Below are 23,408 nucleotides of genomic sequence, written 5' to 3' on the forward strand. Positions count from 1 at the left end.
TTTTAAGGAGGGAAAATGAAGGAAAAATTACAGGAAATCGGAAAATTATTAGAAGAGCTTAAAAAAAACAAACCCGAAGAGATTCAGTCTTTTTTAAATTTTATGCAGAGGGCTGAAAAAGATTCTGCAATTAGCGCTAAAAACAAAGAACTTATAAATATATCTTTGGCTGTTGCGGCTCAGTGTCAATGGTGCATAGCATTTCATACAAAAAACGCTCTAAATCTTGGAGCAACAAAAGATGAAATTTTAGATGCGGGATTTCAGGCCGTTTTAATGCACGGAGGTCCAGCTCTAATGTATATGATACCTCTACTTGAAGCAATTGAGGAGTTTGGAAATGAAAGTTAGTGAAATAAAAACATTTTATTATCTGATGAAACTGGGACGCCGTTTTGAAGAAGCTGCAAAACAGGAGTATATGAAAGGGAATATTGCTGGGTTTTTACATCTTGATATAGGTCAGGAGGCTGTGAGTGTCGGAACTATGCAGGCATTTGACAAAGGTGATGTTTTTACCCATTATCGTGAGCATGTGCTTGCAGTTGCAAGGGGGATGGAGCCTAAACTCATAATGGCCGAACTTTTCGGTAAAAAAACAGGAATTTCAAAAGGAAAAGGCGGAAGTATGCACCTTTTCGAGCCAAAACTCAGTTTTTACGGAGGAGATGCAATTGTAGGAGGCCAGTTTCCTATGGCTGTAGGCTGCGCATATGCCAGGAAAATTCAGGGTGAAAATGCAGGGGTTTTTGCAATAGGCGGAGACGGAGCCACAAACGGAGGCGCTTTTTTTGAAAGTATCAATTTAGCCGCCGCATGGAAACTTCCGATTATATTTTTTATAGAAAATAATTTCTACGCAATAGGCACAAGAATCGGATGGGTCAGCCCTTTTGAAGAGCTTTACAAAAAGGCAAAAAATTATATGCCGGCCGTTAGAATTGACGGAATGGATGTATGCGAGGTTTATAATGAGGTTTTAAAGGCAAAAGAATATATAGAAAACGGCCTCGGACCTTATTTTATAGAAGCCCAAACATACAGATACGAAGGGCATTCTATGAGCGATGCCGGAAAATACAGAAGTGAAGAAGAAATAGATATTTTTAAAAGAAGAGACCCTATTGAAAATCTAAAAAACAGAGCCATAAAAGAAGGAATTGTTGAAAAAGAATATTTTAATCAAACGGATAAAAAAGTAGAAAAAGAAATTGAAGAGGCCGTCGAATTTGCAGCTAATTCCCCGGAACCTGAAATAGATGAATTATATAAAGATGTATATTGCAAGGAGTGTGAAAATGTTGTATCGTGAGGCATTAAACAGAGCCATTGACGAATCAATGGCGGAAGATGAAAGTATAGTTATTCTCGGTGAAGATGTAGGAAGATACGGGGGAAGTTACAGGGTAAGCGAAGGACTTTTCAGCAAATACGGAAAAAAAAGGGTAATCGATACTCCTATAGCGGAACTCAGTATTGTGGGAAATGCGGTCGGTATGGCCATAGGAGGACTTAGGCCGATAGCCGAAATAATGACAGAAAATTTTTCGCTTCTTGCATTTGACCAAATTATAAATCATGCAAGTAAACTCAGATATATGAGCGGGGGAAAAATCACCCTGCCGCTTACTATTAGAATGGCTGGGGGTGTATCTCGTCAGCTTGCCGCCCAGCACAGTGAAAATTATGAAACAATGCTCAGCTCAGTTCCCGGACTTTATGTTTTGTGTGCAAGCAATGCAACATATGCATACCATGCGTTAAAATGGGCTATTTTCAGCAACGACCCCGTAATTTTTCTTGAACATGAACTGCTTTATCCGGTTGATATGGAGTTTAAAGAAATTGAAAACTTCAATCCTTTTAAAGCAGAAGTTGTAAAAAAGGGAAAAGATTTAACAATACTTACTTATTTTAAAATGAGATATGATGTAATCGAAGCTGTAAAAGAGCTTGAAAAAGCAGGAATTGACGCTGAAATTATTGATTTAAATTCTCTTAGACCCCTAGATATTGAAACAATAGCAGAGTCTATTAAAAAAACAAAAAAATGTGTAATTGTAGAAGAAGACCATAAAACAGGCGGAATGGGAGCTGAAATAGCCGCCGAGATTATAGAAGAGTGTTTTTACAATTTAGACGCACCACTTCTTAGAATTGCTGGAGAAGAAGTTCCTATTCCTTATAACAGAAAACTTGAACTCGCTTCAATTCCTACACCCGATAAAATAACTCAAAAAATCCTTAAATGGAAGGCCCAAAATGGAATATAAAGTTACAATGCCTATTTTATCCGACACAATGGATAAAGGTAAAATTGTTAAATGGTATGTTAGTGTTGGGGATATTGTAAAAAAAGGCGACAAATTAGTTGAAGTGGAATCCGACAAAGCCACCATGGATATAGAAAACTACGAAAACGGTGTTGTTAAAAAAATTTTAGCTAATGTTGGGGATGAAGTTCCGGTAAAAAGCGTTATTGCAATAATTGAGAAGAGTGGGCAAGAACCAAGTAGCCAAGTTTCAAGTTCCAAGAAGCCAAGTAGCCAAGTTTTAAGTTCCAAGAAGCCAAGTAGTGAAGAAATAGATATTGATAAATTAATTAACGAACTGACTTCTTCTTCAGAACAATCAATTTCCGGCAATGCATCACCTGTGGCAAAGAAAAAAGCAAAAGAGTATAACATTGATATAGAAAAACTTCAAAAAGAAGAAAAACTTCCAAAACCCGCCCACGAAAAAGATATTAACGAATTTTTGCTAAACAGATATTTTACAAAAAAAGCAGCTAAATTAATAAATGAATACAATTTAGACATAAATGAATTCAAATTAAACCATAAAATAAGAGAAACTGAAGTATTAAATTATATAAAAACAAATAATATCGCAAAAACAATAAAACTTAACGCAAATCAGTTGGCTGTTATCAAAAATGTTGAAAATTCACTTACAAAACCTATATTCTTTATATTTGAAGAAATAGAAATTGAAAAAAAAGAAGGCATTAAATTGACGGCCATTTTAATTAAAGCTTTAGCAAATGCTATGCAAAAAAATCCGCTTACAAGAAGTGTTTTAAAAGACAATAGCTTACTTACCTACCCTGCTTCAAACATATCTGTTGCAGTTAGTAGAAATGATGGACTTTATATGGCTGTAATTAAAAAAGCAGAAGAAAAAACTTTAAATGAAATAAATGAATGGTTAAAAGAAATTAAGACAAAAAGACTTACTATTGAAGATTTAACAAACTCTACTTTTGGACTTAGCAATCTTGGAATGTTTAATATTAAAAGATTTAGCGCTTTAATAAATGATAAAGATAGCGGTATAATGGCTGTTGGAAGTTTAATTGACGGAAAAATAAAAGTTACTTTTACATTTGATCATAGAATTATAAACGGCGTGGAAGCGGCTAAATTTGTAAATGATTTTAAAAATGAAATTAAAGGGATAAAATGAGAGATGTAATATGTTTGGGGGGCGGACTTAATTATGCAGCCGCCGTTGTTTTGGCAAAAGCAGGGCTTAAAGTCACGTTAATAGAAAAAGATTTAAATTTTTTAGGAGGAAATTGTCTGCATGCAGGATGTATTCCTTCAAAAAATATGCTTCATAGGGCTAAAACAGTTTTAGAATCAAGTGAAGATGTTTTTATTGAAAAGGCAAAAGTTAATGTAGAAAAATTACTTAACAAAACATTTGATAGGATTAAAAAAAATACTGAGGCTATTAAAATGCAGTTAAAAGCCGCAGGCGTAGAAGTTTTAGAAGCAAAAGGATATGTAACCGATGAAGGTATAGAAGTAAATGGAGAAATTTTAAAAGCAAAATATATAATAATTGGGACTGGTTCTCACCCAAGAGTACCTGATGGAATAGAAGTTGATAACAAAAAAATAATCACTTCAAAAGAAGTGTTTTCTTTAACTCAATTGCCAAAACATATCGCAATATACGGAAGTGGCCCAATTGGGCTTGAATTTGCAGGATATTTTGCAGCGCTTGGTGTAAAAGTTGATTTAATTTATAGACATGAAAATATTTCTAAAAAAATAGCTCCTGAAATTGTTGAAAAACTACAAGAGCAGTTGAAGTTAATAGGCATAAATTTAGTTCCTAACACATCTATAACCAAAGCTGTTGCAAATAAAAAAGTAGAAATTCAAACGAATAACGGCAAAAAAGAAGCTGATTTGCTTTTAGTTGCAACCGGCAGAATTCCAAATACATGGATGATAAAAACTCCTAATTTAAAAATTTCAAAAGGAATTGATACAAATGAATATTTTCAAACTACTCTGCCAAATGTTTTCGCAATTGGAGATGTGAATGCAAAACTTATGCTAGCCCACGCAGCAAGGGCCGAGACGCTGAATGTAGCAAACCGGATTTTGGGCAAAAAAGAAAAACTAAGCCTTGATAATATTCCAAAATTTATCTATACAATTCCTTTAAATTACGCAGCTGCCGGGAAAATGGAAGGTAAAAAAACTGTTTTTCCACTAAATCGTCTTGGAATAAGCGGAGCTGTATTAAACAGTGAAAACGGACTGGTAATTTTATATACCGATGAAGAAAATTTTATAAACGGGGCTGAAATATTAGCGCCTAATGCAGAAGAGATTATAGGAATAATAAGTGCTGCCCTTGCAGGAGAGATGGATAAAGACACACTGCTTAAAGCAGTATTTCCTCATCCAACTTTCTCAGAATCAATTGACAGAGTTTTAAGGAGGGTTAAATAATGGCCATACCAGTTAATGAAGTTAAAAATTTAAGTGTTGATGAAGTAGCAAAAAAATTTGAAACGGATTTGCAAAAAGGACTTAGCGAAGAAGAAGCTAAAAAAAGACTAAAGCAATATGGATATAATGAAATCCCCGAATATAAAGAGCCACTGTGGCACAGAATTTTCAGGAGATTCTGGGGACCAATTCCTTGGATGATTGAAATTGCGGCTATTCTTAGTGCGCTTGTTCACAGATGGGAAGATTTTACTATTATTATGATAATGCTTTTTGTAAATGCGGGGCTTGATTTTTATCAGGAGCACAAAGCCTTAAACGCAATAGAAGTATTAAAGAAAAAATTAGCAAGAAAAGCACTGGTTCTCAGAGATGGCAATTGGCAGGAAATTTTAGCCAAAGAACTGGTCCCCGGAGATATTATAAAAATAAAAATAGGTGACATTATCCCGGCCGATGTAAAATTAACAGGCGGAGGTGATTATATTTCGGTTGACCAATCTGCCCTAACAGGTGAGAGTCTGCCCGTAAATAAAAAACCGGCAGATGTGGCTTATTCCAATTCTATTATAAAACAGGGTGAAATGATAGCAATTGTAGTTGGAACCGCTCTTAACACATATTTTGGGAAAACAGTAAAACTGGTGGAAAAAGCCCAGGAAAAACAAAGAAGCCATTTTCAAAAGATGGTAATAAAAGTTGGAAACTTTTTGATAATTATTACTGTATTTTTAGTAGGTATTATTATCTTTGCCGGCATTAAAAGGGGTGACCCTATTTTTGATTTGCTTGAATTTTCACTGGTTTTGACAGTTGCGGCAATTCCGGTAGCCCTTCCTACAGTTTTAACGGTTGTAATGGCAGTGGGGGCTTTGAACCTTGCCAGAAAACAGGCAATTGTTTCAAGACTTGCGGCTATTGAAGAAATGGCGGGAATGGATGTATTGTGTTCTGATAAGACGGGAACACTTACACAAAACAAAATGAGCGTAGGAAATATTTACACAGAAGACGGGCATACGCAAGAAGAAGTGATTACTTACGCAGTATTGGCAAGTAAAAAAGAAAACAACGACCCGATTGAAAAACCTATTTTTGAATGGGCAGACAAAAACAATTTAAAAATTCCAGAATTTACATTAGAAAAATTTATTCCATTTGACCCTGTAAGAAAAAGAACAGAAAGCTATTTAATATTTGATTATAAAGAAATGATAGTTACAAAAGGTGCCCCTCAGGTTATTATTGAAATGTGCAATTTAACCGACGATGAGAAGAAAAAAGCTTACGCTAAAGTTGAAGGATTCGCTGAAGATGGATTTAGAACGCTTGGTGTGGCCTATAAAACAAAAGAGGAAAACAGCTTTAATTTTGTAGGTCTAATTCCTCTGTTTGACCCGCCTAGAGTTGACAGTAAAGAGGCAATTGAAGAAGCAAAAGCAAAAGGCGTTGAAGTTAAAATGGTAACGGGTGATAATGTTGCCGTAGCAAAATATATAGCAAGAATTTTGGGAATTGGAGAAAATATATATTCTATAAGAGACCTTAAAAACGAAAAAAACGACGAATATATAATACTTTCCGAAGTAATTTCAAAAGCACTCTTGAAAGCTATGAATCTAAGTGATGAGGAAGTTAATGAAAAAGTAAAAGAAATAGTAAAACTTGTAAAAGAAGAGATAGAAAAATCAAGAAAGCTTGTTAAAGGCTCTGTTAAAAGACATGAAAGTGAAATTATAAAAATTATTGAAGAAGCAAACGGTTTTGCAGAAGTATTTCCTGAAGATAAATATTTTATAGTGGATGAGCTTCAAAAAGCAGACCATATCGTAGGTATGACGGGAGACGGTGTAAATGACGCACCGGCTCTTCGCAAAGCAGATACTGGAATTGCGGTAAGCGGTGCAACAGATGCGGCAAGAGCGGCTGCTGATATTATTCTTATGGCTCCTGGACTTAAAGTTATTGTAGACGCAATTAAGGAAGCCAGAATTACATTTGAAAGAATGAAAAGTTATACTGTTTTTAGAATTGCCGAAACACTAAGGGTAATATTCTTTATGACACTGGCTATTGTTCTATTTAATATTTATCCTGTTACAGCTTTAATGCTTATTATTTTAGCCCTTTTGAATGATATTCCAATTTTGGCAATTGCATATGATAATACAAAAGTTCGTGAAAAACCGGTACGTTGGGATATGCATGAGATACTGATTCTTTCCAGCTGGCTTGGAATTGCAGGAGTGCTTAGCAGCTTTTTATTTTTTTATCTTTTAATGGCTTATTTACAATATCATCCAGACACTCCATTTTTTATGCCTATGGTGCCTGAGTGGGTAAATATACACGATCCTAAAAGTTATCTCGGATTTGTTCAGGCTGCATTTTTTGCAAAACTTGTAATTGCTGGACACGGAACAATTTACAATACGCGTATTGACGACTGGTTTTATAAAAAACCGTATCCTAGCGCAATACTTTTTGGTGCAACAATTTCAACAAGAATAATTGGAACAATTATTTCAATTTATGGATTTGGACTTATGACACCTATCGGATGGGCATGGGGGCTTTTTGTATGGATTTATGCAATAGTTTGGTTTATTTTTAACGATGCAGTTAAAATGGCTGTAATTAAATATTACAGAAAAATGAAAGGTGAAGAAATTTTATGATTCCAATAGATTTATTATATTTTTTAATAATTCTGTCTTTTTCTTTTCTTACAGGACTTGAGCTTAAAACATATAAATTATCAAAACAGGTTCAAAAGCCCCATTTCGGCTCTGCCAGAACTTCCACTTTTATAGGAATTTTAGGCTTTGCTTTTTATAAAATTAATATAAATCTTTATATTTTAGGATATTTTTCTTTAACTCTCCTTTATGCGATTCATTATTATTTTAAAAACCAAAATTTAAGAACTTCAATTCTTTCTTTTTTGGTAATTTCACTTGTTTACTCTTTTTCAGGACTTTTATTTACTACCAAAAATATATGGTCTATAGCTATAATTTTTGTTTCAATTGTATTTATTTTAAATTATAAATCACACACCAAAAATATTTTTTCGCAAATAAATCAAAATGAAATAGAAACTTTTGGAAAATTCATTCTTTTAAGTGCGGTTATTTTACCTGTTTTACCAAAAAATCCTTTACCGTTTATTGGTATTTCAGCTTTTAAAATATGGCTTGTAGTTGTAATAATTTCTGCAATTTCATATTTCAGTTATATCGCACAGAAATTTCTTTTTAAAAACAAATCCTTTTTAATTACAGGTATTTTCGGAGGTCTTTATTCTTCCACCGCCACAACGGTGGTTCTTTCTAAAAAAGCTTTTAGTATTAATGCAAAAGACAATGTGCTGAGTATTATAAATTCATCCATTATTTTAGCAACTTCTATGATGTATTTAAGACTTTTAGTAATTGCTTTTATCTTTAATCAAAATATTTTTTATAAACTTTTAATACCTTTTTTAATTTTTTCTTTAACTGGAATTATTATTTCTTTTTTTCTTTATAAATCAAATCTAAATATTGAAGCTCCTATTGATGATAGAAACCCTTTAGAACTTGGTACAGCTTTTGTGTTTGCAATTCTTTTTGTTTTTATGATTTTAATTACAAAGTTTGTAACAATCCATTATGGTAATTTGGGGCTAAAAATTCTTTCATTTATTGTGGGATTTACGGATATAGACCCGTTTATTTTATCGTTAATCACAGGCAAAATCTCCATTAATATAAATGAAATTGCAAGCGCAGTTATAATAGCGGCAGGAAGCAATAATATTTTAAAAGCTTTGTATTCATATATTTTTAGCAAAAAAATCACTTTTTTAGCAAGCATTTTTTTAATTATTTTAGGAATTATTACTATAATTTACGGTATTATAATTTAATTTAAGCAATACTTAAGAAAAAAAGCGTTACAATAAATAAAACTTTTAAGGAGCGGGAGATGAAAAAATATATCCCGGCAGATGTGCCGATAGGTAAAAAAGAGGAATTTCTAAAAAATTTTTTAGAAATTACAAACAATACCGGAAGACTTATGCTTTTTGCAGGAGACCAGAAAATTGAACATTTGAATAATGATTTTTACGGCGAAGGAATATCGCAGGACGACAATAATCCAGAACATTTATTTAAAATAGCAGCAAACGCAAAAATAGGAGTTTTTGCCACTCAGTTCGGACTGATTACAAGATATGCAAATCTTTATCCTGATGTGCCTTATTTAGTAAAACTAAATTCAAAAACAAATATAATCCCCTATTCTGCAAAAGACCCGTATTCAAAACAGATGATTGATATGAAAAATGTGATTGAACTTAAAAACGATATGGGAGTTAATATAAAAGGTGTTGGATATACCGTTTATCTGGGAAGCGAATATGAAAGGGAAATGTTAAGCGAAGCGGCTAAAATAGTACATGATGCCCACAAAAACGCAATGATTGCTGTTTTATGGATGTATCCAAAAGGAAAATTTGTAAAAGACGAGCACGACCCTCATATAATAGCAGGGGCTGCAGGTGTAGCCGCATGTCTCGGGGCTGATTTTGCAAAAGTCAAAGTGCCTTACAAAAATGGAAAATTCAAACCTGAACTTTTAAAAGAAGCAACTTCTGCTGCAGGAAATACCGGAGTATTATGCGAAGGCGGTAAAAAAATAGACGAAACAGAATTTTTAAAAGAATTATATGCCCAAATTCATATAGGCGGTTCCAGGGGAAACGGGACAGGAAGAAATATACATCAAAGACCAATAGATGAAGCTATAAAAATGGCAAATGCAATTTATGCAATAACATGCGAAAACAAATCAGTAGAAGATGCAATAAAAATTTTAAGGAGAAGAAAATGAGTGAATTTATAAAATGGTTCAGTGAAATTGGAATTAAAGATGTGGATGAAGTGGGAGGTAAAAACGCAAGTTTAGGTGAAATGTATAACCATCTGACACCTCTTGGTGTAAATGTCCCAAACGGATTTGCTGTAACTGCAAGCGCTTATAGACATTATTTAGAAAAAAATAATTTAAACGAGCCTTTAGCCCAGCTATTTAAAAATTTCAATCCTGACAATATTGATGAACTTAAAAAAGTGGGTAAAACTGCAAGAAATCTGATAATGAAAGCCAAAATTCCTGAAGATTTGAAAAAAGAGATTTTAGAAAATTACCACAAACTTCAAGAGCAATACGGAGAAGATGTAAGCTTAGCCGTAAGAAGCTCCGCCACTGCGGAAGATTCACCAACTGCTTCATTTGCCGGGCAAAATGAAACATATCTTAATATAAAAGGCGAAGATAATCTGCTTTGGGCATATAAAATGTGTATCGCTTCTAATTTTACAGACAGAAGTATAAGTTATAAATATACCCACGATTTCGACCCACTTAAAGTATATCTTTCAGTCGTTATTATGAAAATGGTAAGAAGTGACTTGGGAAGCAGCGGAGTAATGTTCAGTATTGATACAGAAACAGGATTTAGAGATGTTGTATTTATTAATGCTGCCTGGGGGCTTGGGGAAAATGTGGTCCAGGGAACTATAAATCCGGACAGCTTTTTTGTGCATAAACCGACTTTTAAAAAAGGGAAAAAGGCGGTTTTAAAAAGAAAATTAGGTGAAAAAGAAAAAATGATGGTGTTTAGCAAAACACTTGAAACTGCAAATCTGGCAGAACAGTTTACAAAAAACCTTAAAACACCTATAGAAAAAAGAAGAAGATTTGCTATTTCTGATGAAGAAGTACTTAAACTTGCAGACTGGGCTATAAAAATAGAAGAACATTATTCCGAAGTAAACAATCATTACACACCTATGGATATGGAATGGGCAAAAGACGGGATAGATGAAAAACTTTATATGGTTCAGGCAAGACCTGAAACAGTTCATTCCCAGGAAAAGGCGACAGAATTTGAAATATACAAACTGCTTGAAAAAGGTAAAGTGCTTCTGACAGGAAATGCCGTGGGAGAAAAAATAGGAGCTGGGAAAGTATGTATTATGCATTCAATGGCAGAGGCCGATAAATTTGAAAAAGGGGATGTTTTAGTAGCACCTACAACAAGCCCAGACTGGGAACCTGTTATGAAAATAGCAAGTGCAATTATCACAGAAACAGGAGGGAGAACTTGCCACGCTGCAATTGTGAGTCGTGAGCTTGGAAAACCTGCAATCGTAGGGGCAAAAAATGCGACTAAAATATTAAAAGACAACCAACCGGTAACAGTCAGCTGCTCTGAAGGGGAAGTTGGAAAAGTATATGATGGAATACTTAAATTTCAAGTGGAAAAAGTTGATATTTCAAAGCTTCCTCGTCCAAAAACAAAAATTATGATGAATTTAGGAAATCCGGAACTGGCATTTTCACTTGCCAAACTTCCTGTTGACGGAATAGGACTAGCCAGAATGGAATTTATTATTACAAATTACATAAAAGCACACCCTATGGCGATCAAACATACGGAATTACTCAGTGAAACCGAAAGAGCTTTAATTGATGAACTTGCCTTTCCTTTTGACGGAGATGCCCAGGACTTCTTTATAAAAACATTAAGTGAGGGTGTGGCGACTCTTGCAGCAAGCGTTTATCCTAAAAAATGTATTGTCAGAATGAGCGATTTTAAATCAAATGAATATGCTAATCTGTTAGGGGGAAGGCATTTTGAACCTGTAGAAGACAATCCAATGCTCGGATTCCGCGGGGCCGCCAGATATACGCATCCGAATTATAAAGAAGGGTTTGAGCTTGAATGTCTTGCTATGAAAAGGGCAATCTGTGAGATGGGATTTGAAAACATTGTTTTAATGATACCGTTTTGCAGAAGAATCGATGAGGCAAAAAGGGTAAAAGAGGCAATGATTCAAAACGGTTTGGGTAATGTGCCTATTTATATGATGTGTGAAATACCAAACAATGTAATCCAGATAGATAAATTCCTTGAAATTTACGACGGAATAAGTATTGGAACAAACGATTTAACACAGTTAACTTTAGGGGTTGACAGAGATTCTCAAATAGTTGCTTTCGATTATGATGAAAGGGACGAGGGTGCAAAAAAGATGGTCAAAATGGCGGTTGACGGAGCAAAAAGACACAACAAATATAACGGCCTTTGCGGTCAGGCACCAAGCGATTACCCTGATTTTGCAGAATTTTTAGTCAATATCGGAATTGAAAGTATGAGTTTAAACCCGGATAGCGTATTGAAAATTATAAAAGATATCGCTGAAATGGAGCAAAAATGATACTAAAAAAACAAGCTTACGAAGAATCTCATGGTGCAGCAAAAATAGTAACAGGTTCTATGCATATCTTAGATACTGTAAAAAGCAGGGTTTTGATAGATGCAGGTATGTTTCAGGGACATGATGAATATAAAAATTTCGAACCTTTAGGATTTAATCCTAAAGAAATTGACGCTTTATTTTTAACACATGCCCACTTAGACCATGTAGGAAGAATTCCCCTTCTTTACAAATACGGATTTAAAGGAGAGGTTTTTGCACACCCGGCTACATTTGACATAGCAAAAATTGTTTTACTTGATGCTGCAAAACTTCAGGAAGAGGATTACGAAACAAAATTTAAAAAAGCCCAGAGAAAAGGTAAAGAAAAATTAATCAGAAAACCTCTTTACACCGTTGATGAAGTAAAATCTATTTTTAAAAAAATGAAAAAAAGAAAAATAGAATATAATAAAAGTTTTAAATATAAAAATTTAAAAGTAAAATATAAAGATGCCGGACATATACTGGGAAGTAGTTTTATTGAATTTACTTTTGAAGAATTCGGACTTAAAAAAAGAGTAGTTTTCAGCGGGGATTTGGGAAACAAAAACAACAATATTTTACCTCCTCTTGAAAAACCGACATATGCAGACGCCCTGTTTATTGAATCAACTTACGGAGACAGACTTCATAAGAGTTTTGAAGAGAGCAAAACGGAATTCAAAAAAGCGGTTATTCAAACACTTATGAACGGCGGAAATGTATTAATTCCGACATTTGCAATAGAAAGGGCCCAGCAGATTTTATGCCTGCTTAAAGAAATGAGCGATGAAAAATCTCTTCCAAAAGATGCAAAAGTGTTTCTTGATTCTCCAATGGCGGATAAAGTAACCTCTGTTTATAAAAAATGGCATAAATTACTTAAAAAAAGCTGCCAAAAATATAAAAACCATCCATTTGAATTTAAACAGCTGCGTTTTGTAAAAGATGTGGAAGAGTCAAAAAAAATTAATGATATTGAAAGAGGCTGTGTAATTTTGGCCGGAAGCGGTATGTGCAACGGAGGAAGAATACTTCATCATTTCAAACACAGAATCTGGAATCCGAGAAACGCTGTTATTTTTGTAGGTTACCAGGCAGTCGGAACACTCGGGAGAGATATGATAAACGGGGCAAAAAATATCAGAATTTATCATGAGGATATTATTGTCAGAAGCAAACTTTATACGATTAACGGTTTTTCAGCCCATGCAGACCAGAGAGAATTAATTGAATGGTTGAGGGAATTTAAAACACTTGAAAAAATATTTTTGATTCACGGGGAATATGACAAACAGGTAATTTTCCGCTCTGTAATTTTAAATGAAATGAATAAAAAAGCCCATATCGTAGAAGAAAGGGAAAAAATTTATCTATGAAAAATAAAGCTTTTGGGCTGTGGAGCACTATATTTTTAGGTATTGGCTCTATGGTTGGAGCCGGGATATTTATTGTAATTGGAGAAGCCGGAAGTATTGCAGGAAATATTGTATGGGTTTCATTTGTAATTGGAGGGATTATTGCTTTTCTTAGCGGTTATTCCCTTGCAAAATTAGCTCTTAGATATCCATCTCGAGGAGGAATAGTTGAATATTTAGTCCAAGAATTTAATGTAAATATCTTCTCAGGTGGAATGAGTGTAATGTTTTATTTTGCCGAGCTTATCACTATTGCAGCAGTTACTAAGAGTTTTGGAGAATATGGAGCAAGGCTTTTTGGACATTCTTCAACTTTTACCATCAATTCTTTTGGTCTTGGAATTCTTGCATTTTTTACAATAGTAAATCTAATAGGTGCAAATCTTGTTGCTAAAAGTGAAAATATAATAGTAATTATTAAACTCTCAGTTTTAGTTATTTTTACCATTTTAGCTTTTTTTACTATAAACACCGAATATCTTTCTATTAAAAACACTCCTCCAATTATTAATATGTTTTTTGCTGTAGGGCTTACTTTCTTTGCTTATCAAGGTTTTAGCGTTATTACAAATACTATTGAAGATATGAAAAATTCTAAAAAAAATATGCTAAGAGCAATGCTTTTATCAATTTTAATTGTAATGATTTTATATGTGACAATTAGTATTACCGTTTTAGGAAATTTACCTTTAAAAGAAGTTATAAAAGCAAAAGATTATGCGTTAGCTCTTGCAGCAAAACCTGTATTAGGAGAACTTGGATTTAAAATTATGGCAATAACTGCTCTTATTTCAACTGCAAGTGCAATAAATGCAACACTTTATGCAACTACACAAATAAGTTATACCTTAGCAAAAAACGGGGAACTTCCAAAAGAATATGAATATAATATTTTTCATTCCACTGAGGGTCTTTTAATAAGTGTAGCTTTGATTATTCCTATAATTTTATTTTTAAATTTAACAGAAATTACAACTGTAGCAGCATTAAGTGTTTTAATAATTCAAGGCATTGTCCATTTAGGGCACTTAAGAGTGTATCATAGAACAGATGCGAACAAATATCTTGTTTTTCTCGCATTTTTTTTTATGTTTTTAGTGGTAATTTTAACTCTTTATTATAATGCACAAAAAGATATAAGTATTATTTGGTATTTAACAGGAAGTTTCATATTGGCTTTTATTATAGAATATACATTAAGAAAAATTACTCATAGAAAAATTACAAAACAAATCCCTAATATTTATAAAAAATTTGAATGATTATAGCACTTTCAATTTTTTTGATTACCCTAATTTTTATTATATGGCAGCCAAAAGGCCTGCAAATTGGAACTACTGCAATAATCGGAGCATTTATAGCTCTTATTTTAGGAGTTGTAAATTTTAACGATGTTATTGAAGTAATTAAAATAGTCTGGGATGCGACACTTGCATTTATTGGGATTATAATTCTTTCTATGGTTTTAGATAAATTAGGATTTTTTGAATATATGGCAATAAAAATTGCAAAACTTTCACGCGGCAATGGAAACTTAATGTTTATAAATTCTATGCTTCTTGGAAGTGTAGTTTCAGCATTTTTTGCAAATGACGGGGCAGCTCTTATTTTAACCCCTATATTACTATCAAAATTAAAAATGTTAAAACTAAACTTAAAAACAATAACTGCATTTTTACTCGCAGGTGGATTTATAAGTGATTCTGCGTCTCTTCCTTTTGTATTTTCAAACCTAACAAATATAATAACGGCAGATTTTTTCCATATAGGATTTTTTGAATATTTTAAAAATATGTTTTTTCCTTTCATTGTAAATACAATAGCTTCAACTTTTATTTTATGGCTGTTTTTAAGAAAAAAAATTCCAAATAAAATTGATATAAATTTACTGCCACCTGCAAAAAGTGTAATTAAAGATGAAAAACTATTTATTTTTTCTTTTTTCTTTTTAGCATTACTTTTAACCGGATATTTTATTGGAGATTTTTATCATATCCCGATTTCAATATTTGCGCTAGGAGGGGCTTTAATTTTTCTTTTAATTTCACATAATAAAATAGTTAATGCAAAAGAAATTATTTTAACAGCTCCCTGGCAGATAGTATGGTTTAGTATTGGGCTTTATATTGTGGTATATGGACTAAAAAATGCAGGTCTGACAGATTATTTGAGTATAATTTTAAAACATCTGCTTGAAATAAATAATAATTTGGCAATTATTGCAACAGGATTTATATCTGCTATTTTAAGTGCAATTATGAATAATTTACCTACAGTTATGATTATGGATATTTCATTAAAGCATATAGGAAATGAAGCTATGATTTATGCAAATATAATCGGTTCAAATCTTGGACCAAAAATGACACCTTTTGGCTCTTTAGCCACACTTCTTTGGCTGCATGTATTAGATAAAAAAGGAATTAAAATTACATTTAAAGAATATACAAAGTTTGGACTTATAATTACACCACCTGTATTATTTATAGTTCTTTTAACTTTAATTTAAGGAGAAAAAAATGAAAAAAGTTTTAATTATGTGTACAGGAAACAGCTGCAGAAGTATAATTGGTGAAGCGCTTGTAAATGCTAAACTTGAAGGTATTGAAGCTGAAAGTGCGGGAGTAAAGCCTGCTGGCAAGGTTAATTCAAATGCAAAAAGAGTTTTAGAAGAACATGGAATATGGGATGATAAATATCATTCAAAAAATTTAGATGAAGTGATAAATGATGACTTTGATTTAGTAGTAACAGTATGTGATAACGCAAAAGAGACCTGCCCTGTTTTTCCAAAACCAGTGCCTAAAATACATGTAGGTTTTGAAGACCCTGATGGAAAAGATTATGAAAAATTTCAAAAAACATATAAAGAGATAGAAGAAAAGCTTCTTCCTGAAATTAAAAAATTTTTTAATCTTTGAGTTTTCATCCCATAGGATATGGAATTTCTTCTTGAATTTTTTTAATATCTTTTAGAATTTCTCTATTTAGTTTAATTTCAGCGGCTTTTAAAGAAGGCTCAAGTTGTTCAAGCTTTCTTGCTCCAATAATTGTAGAAGCTACAAAATCGAAATGTTTTGAATATGCTACTGCTAAAGTTACAGGATGAATATTATATTTTTTTGCGACCTCTAAAAATTTATCTGTTGCTTTAAGTGTTTTTTCATTATAAAATCTTTTTGCATGGTTTCTGACACGGCTGTTTGGATAATTAAGATACAGCATAAACCTTGCATCTTTTGGAGGATTTGAAGTATTGTATTTTCCGCTTAAAATTCCCCCAGCTATAGGAGAATATGGAAGAAGTGAAATATGCTCTTTTTTGCAAACATATTCAAGCTCATCAAAAAATCTTGGATTTAGCACGCTGAAATTATTTTGAATACTCTCAAACCTTGCAAGCCCTTCATATTTTGCAATAGTATTTGCTTTTGTTAGCCCATATGCACTGTCATTGGAAGTTCCAATATATCTTATTTTCCCCTCTTTAACCAATTCATCAAAAGCCCTCATTGTCTCTTCAATAGGCACAACTGTATCAGGCCAGTGTTGCTGATAAAGGTCTATATAATCAGTATTAAGTCTTTTTAAACTTCCTTCAACCGCCCTTTTTATATGAAACCTGTCCATTGCTGTAAGCCCATGTCTAATAGGAGGCACAAACCATCCGCTTGCGGCACCCGCTACTTTGCTTGCAAGGATTATGCTATCCCTTGGCTTTGTTTTTAACCACTCTCCTATTATTTTTTCAGTCTCTCCCGCATATTTTTCTTCAGGAGGTACTGGGTAAAGCTCGGCAGTGTCTATAAAGTTTATACCACTCTCATATGTCTTATCTAAAATTCTAAAAGCCTCTTTTTTATCGCTCATACTTCCAAATGTCATTGTTCCTAAACTTAGAACACTGACTCTAAGTCCACTTTTTCCTATGTATCTGTATTTCAAAACAAGCCTTTAAACCAAATCATCTGCTATATCAAATTCGTTTCTCATAATTTTAGGAAAAGTATTAAAATAAATATCTTTCGCTTTTTGTAAAGGTATTTTAATTTCATTTATTTTTATTTCATCTCCGCCAACAATTCCGGCTTTTTCATATTTTAACCCAAGGGTATTGCATAAATTTTCAAAACTTTCACAGTTTTCAGGGGCGATTTCTACAAAAGCCCTGCTTAAGCTCTCAGAAAATATATCAATAGGCTGTTTTATATTTACATTAATTCCAAGCCCTTTATTGCTGACACATGCCCATTTATATGCGGCAATTGCAAGTCCGCCAGTTGAGATATCTTTTGCACTTTCAATCAAATCGCTTTGAAGTACGCGCCAGAGTTTAAGCTCTTTTACAAAATCTACTTCGGGATGAACTCCAGCCACAATACCTCCAAAAACTTTCAGATACAGGCTTCCTCCAAATTCGCTTTTGGTTTCTCCCAATAAATAGATTATATTACCTTCGTTTTTAATTTCACCGGTTCTAAAGCTGTCCCCTACTCCTACCATTGCAATTTCAGGTGTAGGGAATATTCCTTCACCCTCATTTTCATTATAAAGTGAAACATTTCCGCTGACTACCGGTGTATTTAAAGCCTTACACGCTTCTTTTATACCCTCACACCCCTCTTTAAACTGCCACATAATTTCAGGATTTTCCGGATTTCCGTAATTCAGACAGTCAGTTATTGCAAGAGGAGTTATTTTTTTAACCGCTATATTTCTTCCAGATTCCATAACAGCGGCGGAAGCTCCGAGACGAGGATTTATATAACAAAATCTGGCATTACAGTCCGCACTCATTCCTATAAATTTACCGTTTTCTTTTACCCTGATTATGCTCCCGTCCACTCTTTTAGTATCCACTGTATTTGTCTGTACCATTGAATCATACTGCTCATAAATCCATGCTTTATCCACAATTTCACTTTCAACGATTAATTTTTCAAAAGCAATTTGTGGATTAATTTCAGGTATTTCAACATCTTTTATTGTTTTTATATATTCAGGCTCTTTTACAGGGCGGCACAGCTCCGGTGCTTCTTCGGTAATCGGGGCAACAGGAATGTCGGCTACTTTTTCTCCATGCCAGAACAGTTCCACTTTTCCGGTATTTGTCACTTCCCCTATAACTTCGGCATCCAAATCATATTTTTTAAATATCTCGATTATTTTGTCTTCATACCCTTTTTTAGCACAAATAAGCATTCTTTCCTGAGATTCGCTTAGCATAAGCTCATACGGATTCATCCCTTCTTCCCTCATAGGAACTTTATCCAAATGCATTTTAAGGCCGCTTCCGCTTTTTCCGGCCATTTCAAAGCTGCTGCTTGTAAGCCCTGCGGCTCCCATATCCTGAATTCCGACAATATAATCTGTTTTAAAAAGCTCAAGACATGCTTCCATTAAAAGTTTCTCTGTAAAAGGGTCGCCCACCTGAACCGTCGGTCTTTGGTCTTCATCTCCCTCTTTAAAACTGTCAGAGCTCATAACGGCACCTCCAAGTCCGTCCCTTCCGGTTTTACTTCCCACATAAATTACAGGATTTCCGATACCTTCGGCCTTTGCATAAAATATTTCATCCTGAGGACAAATCCCGAGGGCAAATGCATTTACCAAAACATTTCCCGCATAACACTCTTCAAATGATGTTTCTCCCCCTATTGTAGGAACACCTATACAGTTACCGTATCCGGCTATGCCGGCAACCACTCCGCTGAGTAAGTGTCTATGAAGCTTGGCTGTTTCATCGTTACCTTTAATATGGGCAAATCTGATTGCATTAAGATTGGCTACCGGTCTTGCCCCCATGGTAAAAATATCTCTCAGTATTCCTCCAACCCCTGTAGCGGCACCCTGATAAGGCTCGATAAAACTCGGATGGTTATGACTTTCCATTTTAAATACAGCTGCCATGTTTCCCCCGATATCAATAACACCCGCATTTTCACCCGGACCCTGAATCACCCACGGAGCTTCTGTGGGAAATCCTTTTAAATAGCATTTGCTAGATTTATATGAACAGTGTTCACTCCACATCGCACTGAAAACACCAAGTTCCACCAAATTCGGAGTTCTGCCTAAAATTTCTATAATATGTTCATAATCAACTTTTGTTAATTTATGCCTTTTTAAAAGCTCGTCGAGTTCATTTTTATTAATCTCATACATTACTTGCCTTTTTTAAATGAATTTTAACATAAATAAAGATATAATTTCATTAAAAAAAGAGGAGGAGCGTATTGGATTATTATGAAATATTGGGTGTGAGCAGAACCGCAACAGCAATAGAGATAAAAAAAGCATACAGAAAACTCGCAATGAAATATCATCCCGACAAAAATCCGGGAGATAAAGAGGCTGAAGAAAAATTTAAACAAATCAATGAGGCTTATCAGATTTTAAGTGATGATGAAAAAAGAGCTGTTTATGACAGATACGGAAAAGAAGGCTTAGAGGGCAGAGGGTATAAAACCGATTTTAATTTTAATGATATTTTCGATATGTTTAACGATATTTTTGGAGGAGGCTTTGGAAGCCAGCAGCATGAAGAGCCTCTTCCTTATGAGATTGATAAGGCAATAGAAGTTACACTTGATTTTGAAGAAGCGGTGTACGGTGTCAGTAAAGAAATAAAAACAACATATTTTTCCATATGCCCTAAATGTAAAGGAAGCGGTGCCGAAGAAAAAGAAACATGTCCAATGTGTCATGGAAGGGGACAGGTGGTAATGGGCAACGGATTTATGAGAATAGCCCAGACATGCCCGCAGTGCCGGGGAAAAGGTTTTATTGTTAAGAAGAAATGTTCTGAATGTAAAGGCAGAGGCTACATTGTAAAAGAAGAAAAAGTTAAAATAGATATTCCTGCCGGGGTTGACACCGGTATGAGAATGAGAATAGCCGGCAGGGGAAACGAAACAAAAGGCGGATACAGAGGCGATTTATATTTGATATTTAAAGTAAAAGAATCAAAAATATTCAAAAGAAAAGGTAATAATCTAATAGTTGAAATACCTGTATTTTTTACAAGCGCAATATTAGGAGACAACGTTAAAATCCCTACTCTTGAAGGTGAAAAAGAGATAGAAATAAAACCCGGCACAAAAGACAGAACAAAAATTATTTTTAAAAATGAAGGAATTGCCGATCCAAACAGCGGATATAAAGGCGATTTGATAGCAGTTATAAATATTGTCTATCCAAAAAAACTGACTGACGAGCAAAAAGAACTCCTTGAAAAACTTCATAAAAGTTTCGGAAATGAAGTAAAAGAACATAAAAATATTTTAGAAGAAGCGATTGAAAAAGTGAAAAGCTGGTTTAAGAAGTGAAAAGTGTAAAATGTAAAGTGAAATTTTTCACTTTTAATTTTTAACTTTTAATTTAATGCAAAAGCCAGCTTATAATAACTTCTGCAGGATAAAAAACATAATTTGCAATAGGGGTAAATAAAATAATTAGTAATATAATCATCCCGTAAGGCTCTATTTTATTATAAAATCTGGCAATAGAATATATTTTAAACTGCAGAGAAAGATATTTAATGGCATTGGCTCCATCAAGCGGAGGCACCGGAATTAAATTAAATACCGCCAAAATTATATTTACAATAATTAAATAATAAAAAAATAAAAACATAAAAGCACTAATCAATCCATTGGGTTCAAAAAAGCTTATTAAACTTGATGCAATCAAAGCCAAAATAAAATTATATGTAATTCCTGCAATGGAAACATTAAAAGCCCCAATATAGCCGCCGTTTTCAACTACTTTAAAAATATTTACAGGTACCGGTTTGGCCCACCCGAAAATTATAGGATCACTGACTCCCGCTAATTTTTGAGACAAAAATAAAATAATTGGAAAAACAACGGTACCAAATGGGTCTATATGTTTTATTGGGTTAATTGAAAGCCTTCCCTCCCTGCTTGCAGTATCATCTCCATAATATTTTGCAACAGCCCCATGCATAATTTCATGGCCTACAACTGCAATAATAAAAGCAATTATTAAAGCACCATATTTAATTAAATATTCCATTTATCCTCCATCATTTTCCACCATGGCCATTTTTGATAGCCAGGTGAGCGTAATTCGTTTTGCTCATTTTCGCTCATTTTTCACTTTTCACTAAGTACTTAGCCTCTTAGCTACTTGCCTTCTTGGCAACTCGGCCTCTTTGAACTTGGCAATTCACAAATCACTATCTAACTACTCACAATCCCGCCGCTTTGCAAGCGGCCGGGCAAGCTTTCAACTCACTATTTATTTACATCCATATGTTAAATACGGTTTTTTACCCTCTCTAAGTTCTTTTTCAATATCGTTTATAGTCATTCCGATTCTGTGCCATCTGATTGTATAATTTTTATCCCAGCTCATATAAATAAACCAGGGTTTTCCGACAATCAGTTTATAAGGCACAGGCCCCCAAAATCTGCTGTCATCACTGTGGTCTCTGTTATCACCCATCATAAAAAACTGACCCTTAGGCACTATTACAGGACCGTAATTTATCACTTCTTCCGGAAAATCAACTTTAGAGTCGTGATGAATCCCGGGATGAAGTTTCATATAAGGATTTTTAATCCAGATTTCCCCGTTTATATTTACAATCTCTGCTTTCATTTTTTTCGCAAACTCTTTTGTTTCTTCATCACTGTTTTGAATTCTTAAATATAAATTTTTATTTCTAACCATTAATTTATCTCCGCCTACACCAACACATCTTTTTACAAAATGCAGTTTTGGATTTACAGGATAACGGAATATTACAATATCCCCTCTTTTTGGTTTCGGACCGTCTATTAAATGCCCGTCCCCCCTGAAATCCGGTAAAATTGGAATTTCGAGCCATGGAATATGGGGAATCGGCACTCCGTAAGCAAATTTTTTTGCAAAAAGTGCGTCTCCTGGAAGAAGAGTTCTTTTCATACTCCCGCTTGGAATTACAAAAGCCTGGGCTAAAAAGAAAATAATAATTAAGACTATTACAATGGTTCCACTCCAACTATTAGACCAATTATAAAATTTTTTAAGTTTTTCTTTCATTTACTCTCTCTCTGAAGCTTTGTAGCTTTTATTGTGTTTTTTAAAAGCATGGCTATTGTCATCGGCCCCACTCCACCGGGAACAGGGGTTATGAATGAAGCTTTTTTACTAACTCTCTCAAAATCCACATCTCCGACAATTTTACCGTTTTTTAATTTATTAATTCCAATATCAATTACAATGGCACCCTCTTTTATCATATCAGCCGTAATCAAATTAGGCTTCCCGACACCTACTATTACAATATCCGCCCTTTTTGTATGTGTCGCCAAATCTTTTGTTTCTATATGGCATATATCCACGGTTGCCCATGCGTTAAGCAAAAGGGAAAACATCGGTTTTCCAACAATATTGCTGGCTCCCACAATACATACATCTTTTCCTTTTACATCTATATTATATTCTTTAAACAGCTCCATTACCCCTAGAGGCGTACATGGGGCAAAACTCTCAAGCCCTTCAAAAAGTTTCCCCATATTATACGGATGAAATCCGTCAACATCTTTCTCAGGTGCCACCGCTTCAAGAACTTTAGTGGTATCTATATGTTTTGGAAGAGGCAGCTGAACCAAAAGACCGTGTAAATTTGGATTCTTATTAATCATTTCAATAGTGGTTAAAAGTTCCTTTTCACTTATACTTTCAGGAAATTCATGAACTACAGAATACATTCCCACCTTTTCACATGCCCCTTTTTTCATTTTTACGTATGTCTGACTCGCAGGGTCATTCCCTACTAAAATAACGGCAAGTCCCGGAGTTATACCCTCTTTTTTCAATTTATCCACTTCTTCTTTAACTTTATTTTTAATTTTTTCGGATAATTTTTTACCATCTAAAATTCTCATTTTATTCCTTTTTTTGCTAAAATGAATGTTAGAATTTTATCATAAAGGTTG

19 protein-coding genes are annotated in these 23,408 nt (G+C 33.9%); 14 read left to right on the forward strand and 5 right to left on the reverse strand.

All coding sequences use genetic code 11. The features are described 5' to 3' along the window. Positions 1–15: 15 nt before the first annotated feature. From DZ67_RS0107445 to DZ67_RS0107505, 13 genes are read left to right on the forward strand one after another with little or no spacing between them, the layout of a single operon-like run. Positions 16–351, forward strand: coding sequence for a carboxymuconolactone decarboxylase family protein (locus DZ67_RS0107445; protein ID WP_024788020.1), 336 nt, complete (start codon positions 16–18; stop codon positions 349–351). After that, entirely contained in the window at positions 341–1,312 is a 972-nt protein-coding gene (pdhA, locus tag DZ67_RS0107450; RefSeq protein ID WP_024788021.1) for a pyruvate dehydrogenase (acetyl-transferring) E1 component subunit alpha, read from the forward strand. Before DZ67_RS0107445 ends, pdhA begins: the two co-directional genes overlap by 11 nt. Beyond that, positions 1,299–2,273 carry an alpha-ketoacid dehydrogenase subunit beta gene (locus tag DZ67_RS0107455; RefSeq protein ID WP_024788022.1) on the forward strand — a complete coding sequence of 325 codons (975 nt, stop codon included), beginning with the start codon at positions 1,299–1,301 and terminating at the stop codon, positions 2,271–2,273. Before pdhA ends, DZ67_RS0107455 begins: the two co-directional genes overlap by 14 nt. After that, positions 2,263–3,465 (forward strand): 2-oxo acid dehydrogenase subunit E2, encoded by a 1,203-nt coding sequence (locus DZ67_RS0107460; RefSeq protein WP_024788023.1) that lies wholly within the window; start codon positions 2,263–2,265, stop codon positions 3,463–3,465. Before DZ67_RS0107455 ends, DZ67_RS0107460 begins: the two co-directional genes overlap by 11 nt. After that, complete coding sequence (locus DZ67_RS0107465) at positions 3,462–4,751, forward strand: dihydrolipoyl dehydrogenase family protein (protein WP_024791969.1); 1,290 nt, start codon at positions 3,462–3,464, stop codon at positions 4,749–4,751. Before DZ67_RS0107460 ends, DZ67_RS0107465 begins: the two co-directional genes overlap by 4 nt. Beyond that, positions 4,751–7,429: a plasma-membrane proton-efflux P-type ATPase gene (locus tag DZ67_RS0107470; RefSeq protein ID WP_024791970.1), complete on the forward strand. Its 2,679-nt coding sequence runs from the start codon at positions 4,751–4,753 to the stop codon at positions 7,427–7,429. Before DZ67_RS0107465 ends, DZ67_RS0107470 begins: the two co-directional genes overlap by 1 nt. Further along, entirely contained in the window at positions 7,426–8,661 is a 1,236-nt protein-coding gene (locus DZ67_RS0107475) for an MgtC/SapB family protein (RefSeq protein ID WP_173391319.1), read from the forward strand. Before DZ67_RS0107470 ends, DZ67_RS0107475 begins: the two co-directional genes overlap by 4 nt. A 59-nt stretch (positions 8,662–8,720) precedes the next feature. Continuing rightward, entirely contained in the window at positions 8,721–9,629 is a 909-nt protein-coding gene (locus tag DZ67_RS0107480; protein ID WP_024790144.1) for an aldolase, read from the forward strand. Continuing rightward, positions 9,626–12,022, forward strand: coding sequence for a phosphoenolpyruvate synthase (gene ppsA / locus DZ67_RS0107485; protein ID WP_024790145.1), 2,397 nt, complete (start codon positions 9,626–9,628; stop codon positions 12,020–12,022). The genes DZ67_RS0107480 and ppsA overlap by 4 nt, the downstream gene beginning before the upstream one ends. Continuing rightward, positions 12,019–13,422, forward strand: coding sequence for an MBL fold metallo-hydrolase RNA specificity domain-containing protein (locus tag DZ67_RS0107490; protein ID WP_024790956.1), 1,404 nt, complete (start codon positions 12,019–12,021; stop codon positions 13,420–13,422). Before ppsA ends, DZ67_RS0107490 begins: the two co-directional genes overlap by 4 nt. Further along, positions 13,419–14,723, forward strand: coding sequence for an APC family permease (locus tag DZ67_RS0107495; RefSeq protein ID WP_024788030.1), 1,305 nt, complete (start codon positions 13,419–13,421; stop codon positions 14,721–14,723). Before DZ67_RS0107490 ends, DZ67_RS0107495 begins: the two co-directional genes overlap by 4 nt. Next, positions 14,720–15,970 (forward strand): arsenic transporter, encoded by a 1,251-nt coding sequence (locus tag DZ67_RS0107500; RefSeq protein ID WP_024788031.1) that lies wholly within the window; start codon positions 14,720–14,722, stop codon positions 15,968–15,970. Before DZ67_RS0107495 ends, DZ67_RS0107500 begins: the two co-directional genes overlap by 4 nt. A gap of 10 nt (positions 15,971–15,980) precedes the next feature. Beyond that, a complete protein-coding gene (locus DZ67_RS0107505) occupies positions 15,981–16,382 on the forward strand; it encodes an arsenate reductase ArsC (protein ID WP_024788032.1) in 402 nt (133 codons plus the stop codon). A gap of 4 nt (positions 16,383–16,386) precedes the next feature. Here DZ67_RS0107505 and DZ67_RS0107510 read toward each other — a convergent pair whose 3' ends face one another. Further along, the gene (locus DZ67_RS0107510; protein WP_024788033.1) at positions 16,387–17,406 is read right to left on the reverse strand and encodes an aldo/keto reductase; all 1,020 of its coding nucleotides are present in this window, start codon (positions 17,404–17,406) and stop codon (positions 16,387–16,389) included. A 9-nt stretch (positions 17,407–17,415) separates the two neighbouring features. Then, complete coding sequence (gene purL, locus DZ67_RS0107515) at positions 17,416–19,626, reverse strand: phosphoribosylformylglycinamidine synthase subunit PurL (protein ID WP_035907237.1); 2,211 nt, start codon at positions 19,624–19,626, stop codon at positions 17,416–17,418. Between the two features lie 71 nt (positions 19,627–19,697). Between purL and dnaJ the strand changes: the two genes are divergently transcribed. Then, positions 19,698–20,789, forward strand: coding sequence for a molecular chaperone DnaJ (dnaJ, locus tag DZ67_RS0107520; protein ID WP_024790957.1), 1,092 nt, complete (start codon positions 19,698–19,700; stop codon positions 20,787–20,789). A gap of 52 nt (positions 20,790–20,841) precedes the next feature. Here dnaJ and DZ67_RS0107525 read toward each other — a convergent pair whose 3' ends face one another. From DZ67_RS0107525 to folD, 3 genes are all read right to left on the reverse strand, one after another. Then, positions 20,842–21,498, reverse strand: coding sequence for a site-2 protease family protein (locus DZ67_RS0107525; protein WP_024788036.1), 657 nt, complete (start codon positions 21,496–21,498; stop codon positions 20,842–20,844). 225 nt (positions 21,499–21,723) lie between these two features. Then, positions 21,724–22,509, reverse strand: a complete 786-nt coding sequence (gene lepB / locus DZ67_RS0107535; protein WP_024788037.1) for a signal peptidase I — start codon at positions 22,507–22,509, stop codon at positions 21,724–21,726. After that, positions 22,506–23,357 carry a bifunctional methylenetetrahydrofolate dehydrogenase/methenyltetrahydrofolate cyclohydrolase FolD gene (gene folD / locus DZ67_RS0107540; protein ID WP_024788038.1) on the reverse strand — a complete coding sequence of 284 codons (852 nt, stop codon included), beginning with the start codon at positions 23,355–23,357 and terminating at the stop codon, positions 22,506–22,508. The genes lepB and folD overlap by 4 nt, the downstream gene beginning before the upstream one ends. Positions 23,358–23,408 lie beyond the last annotated feature (51 nt).

Source organism: Lebetimonas sp. JS138, assembly GCF_000523335.1.
GTDB lineage: Bacteria > Campylobacterota > Campylobacteria > Campylobacterales > Nautiliaceae > Lebetimonas.

Coding starts and splice junctions, on each gene's coding strand:
- DZ67_RS0107445 (WP_024788020.1), top strand. CDS start 16: ATGAAGGAAAAATTACAGGAAATCGGAAAATTATTAGAAGAGCTTAAA.
- pdhA (WP_024788021.1), top strand. CDS start 341: ATGAAAGTTAGTGAAATAAAAACATTTTATTATCTGATGAAACTGGGA.
- DZ67_RS0107455 (WP_024788022.1), top strand. CDS start 1,299: ATGTTGTATCGTGAGGCATTAAACAGAGCCATTGACGAATCAATGGCG.
- DZ67_RS0107460 (WP_024788023.1), top strand. CDS start 2,263: ATGGAATATAAAGTTACAATGCCTATTTTATCCGACACAATGGATAAA.
- DZ67_RS0107465 (WP_024791969.1), top strand. CDS start 3,462: ATGAGAGATGTAATATGTTTGGGGGGCGGACTTAATTATGCAGCCGCC.
- DZ67_RS0107470 (WP_024791970.1), top strand. CDS start 4,751: ATGGCCATACCAGTTAATGAAGTTAAAAATTTAAGTGTTGATGAAGTA.
- DZ67_RS0107475 (WP_173391319.1), top strand. CDS start 7,426: ATGATTCCAATAGATTTATTATATTTTTTAATAATTCTGTCTTTTTCT.
- DZ67_RS0107480 (WP_024790144.1), top strand. CDS start 8,721: ATGAAAAAATATATCCCGGCAGATGTGCCGATAGGTAAAAAAGAGGAA.
- ppsA (WP_024790145.1), top strand. CDS start 9,626: ATGAGTGAATTTATAAAATGGTTCAGTGAAATTGGAATTAAAGATGTG.
- DZ67_RS0107490 (WP_024790956.1), top strand. CDS start 12,019: ATGATACTAAAAAAACAAGCTTACGAAGAATCTCATGGTGCAGCAAAA.
- DZ67_RS0107495 (WP_024788030.1), top strand. CDS start 13,419: ATGAAAAATAAAGCTTTTGGGCTGTGGAGCACTATATTTTTAGGTATT.
- DZ67_RS0107500 (WP_024788031.1), top strand. CDS start 14,720: ATGATTATAGCACTTTCAATTTTTTTGATTACCCTAATTTTTATTATA.
- DZ67_RS0107505 (WP_024788032.1), top strand. CDS start 15,981: ATGAAAAAAGTTTTAATTATGTGTACAGGAAACAGCTGCAGAAGTATA.
- purL (WP_035907237.1), bottom strand. CDS start 19,626: ATGTATGAGATTAATAAAAATGAACTCGACGAGCTTTTAAAAAGGCAT.
- DZ67_RS0107525 (WP_024788036.1), bottom strand. CDS start 21,498: ATGGAATATTTAATTAAATATGGTGCTTTAATAATTGCTTTTATTATT.
- lepB (WP_024788037.1), bottom strand. CDS start 22,509: ATGAAAGAAAAACTTAAAAAATTTTATAATTGGTCTAATAGTTGGAGT.
- folD (WP_024788038.1), bottom strand. CDS start 23,357: ATGAGAATTTTAGATGGTAAAAAATTATCCGAAAAAATTAAAAATAAA.